General features: G+C 44.1%; 12 protein-coding genes. 7 read left to right on the top strand and 5 right to left on the bottom strand.

Features of this window, described 5'->3' with window-relative positions:
• Positions 1-176: 176 nt before the first annotated feature.
• Complete coding sequence (locus tag R8O70_RS01290; RefSeq protein ID WP_031778885.1) at positions 177-1,520, bottom strand: DEAD/DEAH box helicase; 1,344 nt, start codon at positions 1,518-1,520, stop codon at positions 177-179.
• 550 nt (positions 1,521-2,070) lie between these two features.
• Here R8O70_RS01290 and R8O70_RS01285 point away from each other — a divergent pair.
• Positions 2,071-2,325: an Lpp/OprI family alanine-zipper lipoprotein gene (locus R8O70_RS01285; protein ID WP_005375145.1), complete on the top strand. Its 255-nt coding sequence runs from the start codon at positions 2,071-2,073 to the stop codon at positions 2,323-2,325.
• Positions 2,326-2,351: 26 nt separating this feature from the next.
• Here R8O70_RS01285 and R8O70_RS01280 read toward each other — a convergent pair whose 3' ends face one another.
• The 4 genes from R8O70_RS01280 to R8O70_RS01265 are packed head-to-tail and all read right to left on the bottom strand — an operon-like array spanning position 2,352 to position 6,463.
• Positions 2,352-3,278, bottom strand: coding sequence for a L,D-transpeptidase family protein (locus R8O70_RS01280; protein ID WP_017820509.1), 927 nt, complete (start codon positions 3,276-3,278; stop codon positions 2,352-2,354).
• A gap of 6 nt (positions 3,279-3,284) precedes the next feature.
• The gene (gene phrB, locus R8O70_RS01275; protein ID WP_318184001.1) at positions 3,285-4,700 is read right to left on the bottom strand and encodes a deoxyribodipyrimidine photo-lyase; all 1,416 of its coding nucleotides are present in this window, start codon (positions 4,698-4,700) and stop codon (positions 3,285-3,287) included.
• 22 nt (positions 4,701-4,722) lie between these two features.
• Complete coding sequence (locus tag R8O70_RS01270) at positions 4,723-5,523, bottom strand: MerR family transcriptional regulator (protein ID WP_033906723.1); 801 nt, start codon at positions 5,521-5,523, stop codon at positions 4,723-4,725.
• A complete protein-coding gene (locus R8O70_RS01265; RefSeq protein WP_017635475.1) occupies positions 5,513-6,463 on the bottom strand; it encodes a YbgA family protein in 951 nt (316 codons plus the stop codon). The genes R8O70_RS01270 and R8O70_RS01265 overlap by 11 nt, the downstream gene beginning before the upstream one ends.
• 398 nt (positions 6,464-6,861) lie before the next feature.
• Here R8O70_RS01265 and deoD point away from each other — a divergent pair, with 398 nt between their 5' ends.
• From deoD to R8O70_RS01235, 6 genes are all read left to right on the top strand, one after another.
• Positions 6,862-7,572, top strand: coding sequence for a purine-nucleoside phosphorylase (gene deoD / locus R8O70_RS01260; RefSeq protein ID WP_005375140.1), 711 nt, complete (start codon positions 6,862-6,864; stop codon positions 7,570-7,572).
• A 70-nt stretch (positions 7,573-7,642) separates the two neighbouring features.
• The gene (locus R8O70_RS01255) at positions 7,643-9,112 is read left to right on the top strand and encodes a lactate dehydrogenase (RefSeq protein ID WP_017635476.1); all 1,470 of its coding nucleotides are present in this window, start codon (positions 7,643-7,645) and stop codon (positions 9,110-9,112) included.
• A 166-nt stretch (positions 9,113-9,278) separates the two neighbouring features.
• Positions 9,279-10,763 (top strand): hypothetical protein, encoded by a 1,485-nt coding sequence (locus R8O70_RS01250; RefSeq protein ID WP_005375137.1) that lies wholly within the window; start codon positions 9,279-9,281, stop codon positions 10,761-10,763.
• Positions 10,747-12,330, top strand: coding sequence for a GGDEF domain-containing protein (locus R8O70_RS01245; RefSeq protein WP_017820511.1), 1,584 nt, complete (start codon positions 10,747-10,749; stop codon positions 12,328-12,330). Before R8O70_RS01250 ends, R8O70_RS01245 begins: the two co-directional genes overlap by 17 nt.
• A gap of 244 nt (positions 12,331-12,574) precedes the next feature.
• Positions 12,575-12,955 (top strand): DUF3302 domain-containing protein, encoded by a 381-nt coding sequence (locus R8O70_RS01240; protein ID WP_064376388.1) that lies wholly within the window; start codon positions 12,575-12,577, stop codon positions 12,953-12,955.
• A complete protein-coding gene (locus R8O70_RS01235; protein WP_005375134.1) occupies positions 12,955-14,085 on the top strand; it encodes an HlyD family secretion protein in 1,131 nt (376 codons plus the stop codon). Before R8O70_RS01240 ends, R8O70_RS01235 begins: the two co-directional genes overlap by 1 nt.
• The last annotated feature ends 252 nt before the right edge of the window (positions 14,086-14,337 follow it).

Genomic DNA, 14,337 nt, shown 5'->3' with positions numbered 1-14,337 from the left:
TTAATAACTTCCTAAATTAGCGCTCTATGCTGTTTATATACAACTAGACAAATATAAAAGCTGACAAACGAGTGAGTATGGAAAGACGCTATTTCACCTAGCGACAGACATAAAAAATCCGAGTGCGAACACTCGGATTTTTAAGAACTAAAATCAATGGGAAACTACAGCAGCTTTTACTCTTCAGAGCTCGGTGCCGCTGGTTTTTTCTTAGGGATGAAGACATCATCACCTACAGATACGTTTTTGTAGAAGCTCTTGTCACGCTTAGCTGGTTTTTTCGCCGATTTTTTCGCTTGAGGGCGAGCTTTCTTTGCGGTCGCTTTCTTATTGCGGAAATCTGGTTTAGGTGGCTTAAGGCCTTTAAACTTACCTTTCAAATCTTCGAACACTGAAAACTCAAGATCTTGTTGTAGGTATGCTTCTACACGTTTAAAGCTATCCCAGTCTTTTGGACCAACAAGAGAGATTGCATCCCCTTTATTTCCAGCACGACCAGTACGACCAACTCGGTGTACGTATTCTTCGGTATGCTTTGGCATATCGAAGTTGATGACGTGTGTCACAGTTGCAATATCCAAACCGCGGGAAGCAACATCAGTCGTTACAAGGATCTTAAATACTGCGCGCTCAAACTGACTCATAATGGTGTTACGTTGAGTCTGGTTCAAGTTACCACTCAGTGCTACAGCCTTCAGTTTCTTTTCGTTTAGCTTTTCTGTTAGTCGCTCAGTATCATCACGCGTTGCCGTAAAGATAATAACTTGACGGTATTCAGCCTCAGAAAGAACACGATCTAAAATTGCCTCTTTATGATCCAGGTGATCACACAAGTAAAATTTTTGCGTAATATCTTTATGTTCTTCGTTAGAAACGCCGATAGCAATACGCTTTGGCGCATTGAGCATTTCAGCCGCGATTTCATTGACGTCTGCATGATCTAATGTCGCAGAGAACATCAACGTTTGACGACGACGATGCTTGGCTGCTTTATGAATGCGACGAAGCTCTGGTGCAAAGCCCAAATCCAACATACGGTCTGCTTCGTCCAGAATTAGCGTTTCCAAACCATCCAGATAAAGCGAACGGTGCTCTAAGTGATCAGCCAAACGTCCTGGTGTCGCCACGATAAATTTCGGGTAACGACGCAGAGCTTTTACTTGATCGTTAAAGTTCTCACCACCCAAAATCAGTGCTGCTTCATAAGATAGGCCAGCTAGCATAGAACGAAGCTCACCATACACTTGTTTCGCTAGCTCACGAGTAGGAGCAAGGATTACCGCGCGAGGGTCTTTCGCAGAAAACGATTTTGTCTTTAAAGACTTATGAAGCATTGGCAATACAAACGCCAAAGTCTTGCCCGAACCTGTTTTCGAAGATGCCAATAGATCCTTGCCTGCAATCGCAACAGGAATCGCCTGCTGCTGAATGTCAGTCGCTTTTTTAAAATCGTAGTGTTTTAGGTTCTTCAACAATCGGTTGTCTAGGCCTAGATCTTTAAATTGCAAAGTATTCTCCAATAAATCAGTCAGCGTCTGAGCGCTCTGTAGTGTCGTTTCCGCTCTAACGCAGCAAAAAAATAAAGCTCGGTATAATACCGCAAATCATAGGAGTATAGATAGAGATCACACAAACTAATTCCCTGTGGTAACGGTAAAACATCATTTGTGGCTCAGTTCAGAGTAAAGACTAGCCTTTTTGATGAGCAGCTGGACAGGAAGTTTAGAGAAAAGCCGTTCAAATATGCCTTCTATCCATCAACAAAACGACTTAAATAGCAGTTATTTGGGCCAATAAACTTTCATTTGTGTCAATATCGTCTAAATTATTGATATCAGGAACGTGGCAAATACACCTGCTATGAAAACTGTTGTGAGAACGAAATAAAGGATAGGTAGTTAAACTTTGTTAAGTTCAGGTAAAAGTTGACGTCAGGTACTCCATGAAATTCTTGGGTTTTTTTGACTTTTGCTACATCATGTACTGATAAAATGTAACCACATTTAACCTCGCTACTGTATAAAATAATAGTTAGTGGCGAGACTTTCACTATAAGCAAGGAGTTCTTATATGAACAAAACGTTGATCGCAGCTGCAGCAACTTCAGTACTTCTACTAGCCGGTTGTGCTTCTTCTGATGACGCAGCTACAGCAAATGCAGCAAAATTAGACGAACTAAGCAACCAAGTTAGCCAACTAAGCCAAGACGTACAAGCTCTTCAATCTGACGTTCAAAAATCAGGCGCAGCAGCAATGGCTGCTCAAGAAGAAGCTGAGCGTGCTAACGAGCGTATCGATAACATCGCTCAGTCTTACACTAAGTAAGATTTGATACCGCGTCTTAACGCCCGTTAAGGCGCGGTTATTTCGACGGGAACCCCATTCTGTGCAGCGATTGCTGCTTTAGCCTTCACGTTTTTCATACCGAATTCATCCAGCCACCACTTTAACTCTTTCGGCACTTTGAGTTCATCTTTCTCGCCATTACTACGAGTCAAAGGCTCATGTGCTTCTAAGAACACACTTCTGTCAGGCTCAAGTGTCATTTTGATAGGCTGGTTAATGATGTTAACGTCTTCGCCGTTACGAACCTTGTCAAATAACCACTCAATGTCACTTGGGTCCATACGAATACAACCCGCGCTGACTCGCATACCAATCCCAAAGTCCTTGTTGGTACCATGAATTAGGTATTCGCCATTCCCGTAAGCTAAACGCAATGCAAACATACCAAGTGGATTATCAGGCCCCGCAGGAACAACGGCTGGTAGGTCAATGCCCTTTGCTTTGTACTCGGCACGAATAGAGGCTGGAGGAGTCCATGTAGGGTTCGGTCGTTTTTGGCTGATACGCGTTGTCATTACTGGGGTATCGCGCCCTATTCGGCCAATTCCGACAGGAAATACATGGACAATATTCTCTCCTTTCGGAAAGTAATATAAGCGCAGCTCGGCTAGATTAATAACGATACCTTTATAAGGTACGTCTGGGAGGATTAGCTGTGTCGGAATAGTAAGAACATGCCCCTCTTCTGGTAAGAAGGGATCCACGCCTTTGTTTGCGGCCATTAAACCTAGCATACCCACATCGTAGAGCTTAGCGATATTTGCCATGGTTTCGCCTTCTTGCACGACGTGGTTTTCAAGGCGACCAATTAAACGGCTTCCATCCTCTGGTAATTCGTACATCTTAGCGAATGATAGACCACTCACTAAAGATAACGACACAGATAGCAGGGTACGTTTTGCGAAACTCATTGATCGCTTTTTGCTAAGCATTTCACTCTATTCCTTGGCACTTTTAAAGAGCTGTAAGGTTATCTCTCTTTCTGTCTTGTGATCAACCATCGGCTTGTGATATTCCAGTAAAGAAAAGCCCTCCCAAGTCCAAGGTTTATGGATGTATTTGTTCGGTACACTTTTGATTTCTGGTACCCAGTGGCGCACAAATTCACCATTAGCATCGAACTTTTCGCCTTGGCTTATCGGGTTGAAAATACGAAAGTATGGCTGCCCGTCACAACCCGTAGAAGCAGACCATTGCCAGCCACCATTGTTCGCTGCAAAATCGCCGTCCACCAGCTTACTCATGAAGTACGCTTCTCCCCATCGCCAATCAATATGTAAGTCCTTGGTAAGAAAGCTCGCGACAATCATACGTAATCGGTTGTGCATCCAGCCTGTTTGATTGAGCTGACGCATTGCTGCATCAACGATTGGGTATCCTGTTGTTCCTGTCTTCCATCGCTCAAAGGCTTTCTCATCATAGGACCACTGGATTTTATCCTCCCAATCGATAAATCCTTTGCCTTTGACGAGTTTTGGTTCGAAAACCAATAGGTGCTGATAAAACTCACGCCAAATGATCTCACTTAACCAAGTTGCTTTCCCTTCTGTAAGGTCATTTTGTTGATTTTCAGCATACAAACGAGCAATACACTGCCTTGGTGATAGCGCGCCAATCGCAAGGTATGGAGACAGTTGGCTAGTGCCATCAATAGCTGGAAAGTCTCGCTCGCTTTGATACGCGTCACTGCGCTCCCGTGCAAATTCCCTAAGCTGCTTCAAAATATCATTAGTCGAAGCCAGCCAGTCTTCACTGGATTCTCGAGGATAGCTAAATGTGAAGCTTGAATTAAATCGAGCCGACTCTAATTGTTCGAGTACCTTTTTATTGAGTGGCGCTTGCTCGTGAGGTTTTACTACCGTCGGCATATGGAACTGCGTTAACCAAGCACGCTTGAATGGCGTAAACACCTTAAAATATTCGCCTTGCTTATTAAGAACCGTCGTTGGCGCGTGCACACATTTGTCATGAAACAGTTCAAATTCGATATCGTGAGAAGCTAACGCTTCACTTACTTGTGTATCGAGCTCTCGTTCGTTCACCTCATAGTGAATGTTTGCCATGACAGACGTGGCTTCAAGTGTTTCCGCCCACCCACTAATCACATCTGTACAATCGGAAAACGACGGCACCTCTTTGTACAAAAAGGGAATATTAAGGCTTTCAAGCTCCTCGTTAAGACAAGCTAAGCGACGAGCAATGAGGTCTGCCTGCATCGGCGCCATGTGATGCTCCCGCCACTGCTCTGGCGTCGCGATAAAGCAAGCGACGACAGGATGACCTGAATCCAATGCCGCTTTGAGTGCCTTGTGGTCTAACGTACGTAAGTCACGTCGAAACCATACTAAAATCATGGTAGCTCCTATCTTTTGTCTACTAAGTTAGGTGTAATTTCTCTATCACTTCAGAGCACCCCATCCGATCACCTAGTTGTGCGTGAAGCATTTTGATGGACGCTACTTGTTTAGCAGCTAGCGCTTTGTTGGAGAAAAGGTAGATAAACGAACCATTTTCAACGACCTCGTGATCTAGTAGACCAGAAACATCATCAACCTTATCGATCAAAGTCGTGTGATACCCTTGTTCGCAAAGCTTCGCTGCTTGAATCCAACTCTCAGACTCTCTGTTTTGTTCAAAGCTAATGAGCAGACACTTTCCTTTGGAAGCGGCTTTGTTTTCAGAATCGATAACAAGGGCAAGTCGAGTGATCAAACAAGTCTGAAATAACCCGACCTGTAAAGATCGCAGCGATCCTTTCACCATGTCTAGCGCATCAAATACTGGGCTAATAAACTGATCAATAACGAGTTTTAGTGGATACTCTTTAAGAACAGAGGCAAGTAAACTCTCTGCTTTTCCTCGATTCAGGGTAGACAGCGCAAGCAGCATGTTTTCAACTTCTTCGAGTGTGCGAACCTCGTTTTTGACTTCGACATCGGCGCTTTTTCCTAGCAGCCCCTTCACTTTACCAATCGAAATCCCCTTCGCGAGCCAACTCTGGACTTCGCGAATCGTATCGAGATCTTGCTGGCGATAGAGTCTGTGTCCTTTTTCTGTTCGCTGAGGCTGGATCAAGTTGTATCTTCGTTGCCAAGCTCTCAGCGTAACTGGTTTTACACCCGTGATTTCTGCGACATCTCGGATCGCGTATAGTTTTTCTTCTGAACTACAAACCATAGCGTAATCTCATCTCCTGCGGATACGGTTCTAAAAACTTCTGTTTTGCTAAATACTCGTCTGGGTAAGTATTTAAGTAATGCTTAATCAATGTAAGTGGTGCTAACAGAGGCAGCATTCCGATACGGTAGTCGTGAATCACTGTCGCTAACTCTTCTTTTTCTTCTTTAGTTAGTGAGCGTTTGAAGTATCCTTGTAAATGCATCAACACATTTGTGTTATTTTTGCGGCTAGCCCGATTCGTTAACGCCTTCATAAGTCCTAAACGATACTCTTGGTAAAAGTCTTCAATTTCATAATTAGCGACATCAGCGACTAAGCGGCCAAGGGAGCGGTATGACTCTGGGTGGTGTGCCATTAACGTCAGTTTGTAGCGCGAATGAAAGTCGATGATTTTGCCACGAGTAGGCTCACCATCCATCGAGTCGTAAAAGTCATTTAGACAAAATACTCGAGTGATAAAATTTTCTTTCAATACAGGGTCGTTAAGTCTGCCATCCTCTTCAACAGGCAACCAAGGCATTTTTTGCATCAATGTTTGCGTATACAAGCCAACACCTTCTTTCGCAGCACTGTTCTTGCTGTAAACCTTGACTCGCTCCATGCCACAAGTTGGTGACTTGGCACAAACGATGTAACCACAAAGCTGCTCGCTTTGAAGTTCATCTACTTTATTGGCCGAGTAAGTGAGCATATTGTCGGTATGATCATTTTCTGGATTTTTGGTTTCAACCAATGCAACACGCTCTTCATTAGAAACAAGACGAATGGTTGGACGGGGTACTGGCATACCTACGCCGACTTCAGGGCATACCGAAATAAAGTCAAAATACGGGCTAAGCTCTTTAGTCACAAAGTTGCTCACCTTATGACCAGAGTCAAAACGCACTCGTTCACCCAAAACACACGAACTGATACCTACTTTGATCGAAGATTCCATGATGACGCATCCCTATACAAAAAGTTTTGTTGTATAACTTATAGCAAGCCTTTCCAGATTGTACAAGAAAATAAGTTGTACAATTTAATCGTTTTACTTCACTCGAAAGTATTTCGATCAACCAGCTGTCAGAAAAAAGTTTGGCCCAAAAACAAAGAATTTGTGCGCGCAATCGACAAACTGCTCAAAAGCAAATCGATTGCTCTTTTGATTTCAACAGATTTGGTTATCAATAGTAGTTGCAGTTTCTAAATGCGTGGTTTTTGTGACTAAGCTCTCAAGGGGCTACTGTACGTCCCGATATTATTGCCTCAACGAAAACGAACAAGTTCAACAGAATTGGTAATAGCGTTCTATAATAGAGGCGTTTTATCAAAACAAAACTTTGGAGAGCACTTATGGCAACCCCACACATTAACGCACAACCAGGTGATTTCGCTGAAACAGTTCTGATGCCAGGCGACCCGTTGCGCGCTAAATACATCGCTGAAACGTTCCTAGAAGATGTGAAACAAGTTTGTGACGTTCGCAACATGTTCGGCTTTACTGGCACTTACAAAGGCAAAAAAGTTTCTGTAATGGGCCACGGCATGGGTATCCCGTCTTGCTGTATCTACGTACACGAGCTAATCGCTGAATACGGCGTGAAAAACGTTATCCGTGTGGGTAGCTGTGGTGCAGTACGTGACGACGTGAAACTAATGGACGTTGTTATCGGTATGGGTGCTTCTACAGACTCTAAAGTTAACCGTATCCGTTTCAACAACCACGATTTCGCAGCAATCGCTGATTACGGTCTTCTAGAAGAAGCAGTTAACCAAGCGCGCGCTCAGGAAGTGCCTGTAAAAGTAGGTAACGTATTCTCTGCTGACCTGTTCTACACACCAGAAGCAGACATCTTCGAGAAGATGGAAAAACTAGGCATCCTAGGTGTAGACATGGAAGCGGCTGGTATCTACGGCGTAGCAGCTGACCTAGGCGCGAAAGCACTGACTATCCTGACAGTTTCTGACCACATCATCCGTGGTGAAAAACTAAGCTCAGAAGAGCGTCAGAAGTCGTTCAACGACATGATGAAAGTTGCACTAGAAACTGCAATCAACATCTAAGAACAAATAGTAAGTAATAATTTGCAGCCAGAGTTATGCTGGCTGCCCGAATTATCCCGAGGGGGCGATTGTGTCTAACGGCGAACTGCCAAAAGACGCAGATGGGTTACAACTCAACTTTTGTAAAACATTGGCGTGTGACAACTTTGGATTGAGTGATGCAAAGCGTTACGTTCTGCAACATGCGAACCCTAAGCGTCCGGCGATGGTATGCCGTGAATGTGGAGCTTTCCCCCCCTTACTTAATAATCGCGATGTCGTGAACGAACTTCATCGCCTGCGGCACGTCCACAGTGACGGGTTGCCTGCTTGCCGTAATGATGATTGCGACAACTTTGGACTTTCTGTCCACACTCACAAACACCTCTATCACGCTTTCGGTTACAGTGGCGATCGCCAACGTTACCGCTGTAAAGTGTGTCAATGTACCTTTGTCGACAAGTGGTCTGGTGCCAACAAGAAGCTTCAATTTCAAGAGAACTTGATGGGTTTATTGTTTACGGGATATTCCGTACGAGAAATCTGCCGCAAGCTTAGTATTAACCCAAAAACCTTTTACGATCATGTTGACCATATAGCTAGCCGCTGCCGCCGCAAGCTGGCAACCATTGATGCGCGCTGGGTAAACCACGCAACGCATTATGAATTGGCCTCAAACTATATTGCATTGCAACCGAACAGCAATAATGGTGTGTATTGGATTGTTTCTGGCGAAGCGCATTCTGGCTATATTCTTTGCCAGCACGTCAATTATTCCGCTGATGAAGAGCCAATCGCAACTCTCGATCATAATCCTTACGATGAGGTGTCTCGTTTTGTTTCCCAGGAGTACGTAGCGGAAGCAAGTGAGCCGCTTGCGGAACCTTCTCATCACCTCAGAGAGCGAATTGACCAAAAATACCAAACAATTTTGGCTCGCGGTAACGTAGAAGACCCTCTTGGTAATCTATCTGTATTTCATTACCCTTCAAAAGGGGCATTAGTCCGTCCGCCATACACCTCGTATGCACACTATTTGCACGTACTTGATATGTGCTGCCCAAACAAACGTGTATCTCTATACATGCCTCAAGATCCCCTACTACGTTCAGCTGCATTGAGCGTTTGTTTACCTCGTATTAAAGAGAAAAGTGTCGACTTGATGTATGTAGAAGAGGACGCTAGTTGGGACATGAGCACTCCCTTTGGCAAAGTCGATATCGCCTATATGAGTTGGTGGCGCGATCGTTGGGCAATCTCTAGTCAAAACGAAAACCACAAAGGCATTTGCTACCTCGCTGGCGATCAAAATGAGCCTGAAAAATGGTTTAACGTTGCGACAACTCGTCATGTGAAGTTTTATCAAAACCGCTTTCAGATTCTTTTCGAAAGCTTCATTAACGAGCCACGTCGCAAATTACGACCTGCTGGTATTTTACCTCTTTTAGATATATTCAGAGCTTGGCATAATTTGTGCTATCAGGATAAACAAGGTCTTACCGCTGCACAAAGGTTGGAAGTCTCTGATGCACCTTTGACAATCAAACAGCTCCTATCGTAGCTATTCTATTGGTAATTTAGATGTAGTAATTAGGGGTTGTAACGGTATACATTACGGCCCCTGATCGTTTACCAAAACGTTATCCGCATCGCTTTGGTAAAGAAACATGCATCTAACCACTTAATATTAGGTGTGATTTCCAGTTCGATAGTCATGGATGTGAACGTTGGATAAAAACCAAATTCAGCTAGAAGATGATCTCACTAAGCTTAAAGGCCAAATAAAATCGGCCCCTAAACATACCTTTAATATTGCGCAGCAATATCGTATCCGCGCGGAACAAATTTTATTTGTGGACGGAGAGATCAAAGCCTTACTCATCATGGCGCAATGCTGTTGGTGCCTAATGGATTACCGACAAGGCTTAAAACTCGTCAAAGACGCTTACAGCAAACAAACACAGCTTGAAACCGACGATCATCTCCCGGAAATTCTCCATCTTTTTGCACTCCAATATTGGGGCCAAGCAAAGTATTATTCCGCGCAACAATATTGGATTAATGCGCTCGAACAATCTGCTCTTGTTGATGATGTTGAAATTCAAATCGAATCTCTAATTGGGCTTGGTAATGTATGGCGCATCACTAATGAACACCAACTTGCCGCTTCAACTCATGAGTTAGCCGTTAAAGTGGCAAACAATGTTCGTATTGCTTGGTTAGAAGGCAAAGCGCGCATCCTATTAGCTTGGGACTATTACTTACTAAATAAGTTTGTCGAGATGCTTACGGTACTGGATGGAGCAACCGAAGTATTAAAAGATCATGATGACAGTACGTGGCAAGCCGAGATCTGGGACTTTAAAGGGTTAGCACTGCTTGGACTAGAACGCCTTGATGCGGCCGAAGAAGCCACCCAAAAAGCCCACCAGCTCGCCATTGAGCATGACCTCGTTTGGATGAAAGCACACTCTTTTATTAGCCGAGCAAGACTTGAGCTTTTGCGCCAAAATACAGACAGCGCTGCCAAGTTGCTACTTGCAGCAGAAGAGTCTGCACTCAGTTTCGACCACGGTGAGCTACTCAGCCAAATTTGCTTCCAACAATCACGAGTCGCTGAAGAACAAGGTGACTTTGAGTCTGCGTTTAACGCGTTCAAGAAATACCGTAAGCACGCACTCAAAATGCTCAAAGAACAAACTCATCGAATCAGCATGGATAAAGCAAGAGGCTCTAAACGCCAACTAGAGCAGCGAGCACGTAAGCTGATCAATCATATTCGCTCTCAACACGAATACGACCCTGAAAAACAGTTCTCTAATGTCGTTTCTGAGACCTACTGGTGGGAACAGTTAGTTTTGTTTAAAACGGAGCTCAAACGCTCTAACCACGCCATCATTATGATTCAGCATTCAAACCCCGAAGTTCTCGATGTTTGTACCGAGCTCGTTCATGCATTGACAACCTCCAGCGACCTCATCTCGAGAATTTCCAGTAACAGGCTAGCAATGTTAATTGCAGAAAAAGGTCAAGCAGCAGAAGAGGTCTACCGCACTGTCCAAGCGATGTTAGACATCTATCCATGGAAGCGACGCGGAATCAAAGGCCCGAAACCGATACTGTATTTGCAAGATATCCTGACCTTCCCATTCACGTTAGAACAGCTCGAAGAAAGTTATATTGAGGTAATGAAGAATGGAACAACTGCTTAGCAAGGTGACTGACGCAGGTATCGATCCTTCTTCCGTTTCAGGTGAAGAAGCGATTACGCTATGGGAACACATAGGGTTACATATTGCGTCAACAAACCGAGAGAAAGCGCATTGCTATATCATTAGCGCCGAGTATCGAAGAGAGATCAAACAGCTCAACGACAGCATTAGTGAATTGAAACAAGCGCTTGAGTTGCTTGTTTTACCAGAGGATGTAGAAGATATTCTTTCTGTGAAAGCAAGCTTGAGTGAGCGTTTGGTTGAAGTAGGTGACTACAATGCGGCATTAACCGAGTATGTTGCTTCAACCAATATCGCCGTCGAGTACGGCTATATTGATGAGTACGTATTGGCCATTATTGGAATGGGTAATTTGTGCGATGCCCATGGGGATCACCAACGTGCATTACGTTATTATCAAAAAATAGATGCTATCGATCACGCTATTGGCAGTCGATCCCTACGCCTTCGTTACAAGCTGTACATGCTTGCCTGTTATATCAGCTTGAACCGTACCGCAGACGCCAAAGAACTATTGAGTGAATGTGAAGAACTGAGCATTCTCGTCAGTGATAAAAACCTCGCCGCACAAATTCACCTCTACCGAGCCAAATTACATCGTCTGCAAGAAGACTACCCCAATGCGTTGCTGGCTATTTCGAATGTTCAGTATACAACGGGTAGTGCCACGACATACTGGTTATCCACGATGGTCAAAATTGAGACTGCGTATTGTCTAAACGGTGTAGGGCACACTTCTTTAGCTAATTTAACGTTGGACTCCATCAGTAAAAGGATTCAAAAGCAACTATCTCCTATCGTTACTCAGCATTTTTATAACGCGATGAGTCAAGTTTACGCCTCTCAAGGGTTGTATCAAGAAGCATTAAATTGTGAAAAAAAAGCGCATAGAATCGAATCTGATCTTGTAAAACATATTCCGATCGGTGAGTTAGGGTCTGCTCAACTACGCCGACTTTCACGCTTTGAGTTACAACTCAAACTCATTTTGTCAGAGCTAGAAAACAAAGAACTAAAAGAAACCACCAAGCAGCATAAAAATACTGTTGCTCAGCTACAGCAGGACGTCTTTACCGATCCACTTACGTCTTTACACAACCGACGCTGGTTAGAAGTTAAACTAAAAGATCTACTTCTGCACGATACTGCATTTGCATTGATGGTCATCGATATCGATCACTTCAAATCCATCAATGACGAACTAAGCCACTTGGTTGGCGACAAAGCGATCAAAAGTGTGTCACAGGAACTGGCGTCCTACTTCAGATTTAAAGGCGCATCGTGCGTACGATTTGGTGGTGAAGAGTTCCTCGTGATCCTTGAGAATACCCAACTGGAACGCGCAGAAATGCATGCCGAGAATTATCGTGAACGGATTTATCAATATGGTTGGGACGATATTCTTGGTGAACGGGGGCTGACCGTATCCATAGGGATTACCTTGCATCGAGAAGGCGAGAATACTCAGCGAACTTTTTATCGTGCAGACAAAGCTCTTTATCGCGCCAAAGCCAATGGCAGAAACCAAGTCTGTACCGAACTTTAAACCATGCCCCGGTTGACACCTGGGGCTTTAGTATACTTTTTACTTATCCTTCCTATATCACTTCACTGCTTGTTTAAATAAGTACTCAGCAACACCTTAACTGCCAATAAACATCAGTGGATACTTACATCGCATAAACATAATTCCTACATAAAAACCGCTTGATTCATCTGTAGTTAAGACAAATACTTAAATTGTTAATTTACGTAGATTTTCCATTTCGCAATACGCACAGGTAGGTAAGATGTTTCTAGACTATTTTGCACTTGGGTTACTCATCTTCGTTGCTTTAGTGATCTTTTACGGAATCATTGTCATCCATGATATTCCATATGAAATCGCCAAAGAGAGAGAGCACCCGCACCAAGACGCAATTCACTACGCTGGCTGGGTCAGCCTTTTCACTTTGCATGCGCTGTGGCCATTTTTATGGATCTGGGCAACATTATGGCGCAAGGAACGCGGCTGGGGTTTTAAACAACTAGAACAAGAAACACACGACATTCATCACCGCCTTGAAGAACTCATCGATGAAGTCAACGAACTCAAAAACCAAGTATCGATGTTGAAACAACAAAAGATTCAGCAAAAGCCTTTGCCTGAACAAAGTAAAGAGGACGAATAATGGACTTATTGCTGATTCTGACTTACGCCGCTCTTTGTATTGCCATTTTTAAAATTTTCAATATTCCTCTAAACAAATGGACCGTTCCAACCGCCGTACTTGGCGGCGTAGTGTTAGTGGGCACACTCGTGCTGCTTATGAACTACAACCACCCATTTACTCAATTGGGTAACCAAGTGTTCCCGACTACGCCTATCGTCTCTGGCGTGCGTGGCCGCGTGGTGGAAGTGCCAGTCCAAGCCAACCAACCGCTCAAAACGGGCGATATTCTTTTCAAAATCGATCCTGTGCCTTTTGAAGCAGAAGTTGCTCGCCTTGAAGCGAAAGTCAAAGAAGCAAGCCAAGGTGCGTTGGGTTTAGAGTCTGATCTAAGAGAAGCAGAAGCTGCTGTATTGAAAGCGCAAGCGGACAGAGATAAAGCACAAAGGGAGTTTAGCCGATATCAAAGGGGCTTTGATCGTGGCGCGTTTACTGAACAAGATTTAGATACTCGACGCCAAGCGTATAAAGCGGCAGAAGCCATGTTAGACGTTGCGATTTTGCAACAAGAACAAGCGCAAATCGCTCTGGACTCTGAAATCGGAGGCGAAAATACCCAAGTCGCGCAACTTCTTGCCGAGCTGCGTAAAGCAGAGTTTAACCTAGAGCAAACCGTCGTTCGTGCGCCAACCGATGGTTACGTTACGCAATTGGCTTTGCGTCCTGGTGTTATGGCTGTGCCGTTGCCACTTGCCCCGGCAATGACCTTCGTACATACCGAAGACATTACGTACACCGCGGCATTCAGACAGAACTCATTACAACGCTTGAAGCCAGGCTTTGAAGCAGAATTTATGTTCCGCGCAATTCCGGGCAAAGTGTTCCGTGGCGAAGTCATTGACGTGATTCCAGCCATTGGTGAAAGCCAAATTCAAGCGCGAGGCGCTCTGCTTGGGACTGATGCCTTGCGCACGAGCGGACGTGTTTTTGCGAAGCTGAAAATTACCGACGACTTGAGTGGATACCACCTACCAATGGGTACTGCGGTTGAAGTTGCAGTTTATTCAGACAGCTTTACTCACGTATCAGTGATGCGCAAAGTGCTTATTCGTATGAAGAGCTGGCAGAACTATTTATACCTCGACCATTAATGAACATATAGCGCATTCATTTATTGGTAAAAATAACATCAAACCGTGTAATCAGGGGCTGACGATCAGCCCCTGATTCATTCTAGCCATCCAGATAGATAGCATTCCCACTTTTATTAATATTCTGTATAATGCGCGCCTTATTTTTAATGCTTGCTAAAACCAAAGCCAGTCAAAGGGGTGCGTGAATCAAATCACACATTTCCTGAAGAAAAATAGAGCAAACAATAAGCAGCTTGGTTGTTTTGAATA

Source organism: Vibrio sp. 779(2023) (genome assembly GCF_033344285.1).
Classification (GTDB): Bacteria; Pseudomonadota; Gammaproteobacteria; order Enterobacterales; family Vibrionaceae; genus Vibrio; species Vibrio alginolyticus.
Note: the sequence above shows the minus strand (reverse complement) of the source record. Positions and strands in the feature narration are given on the sequence as shown.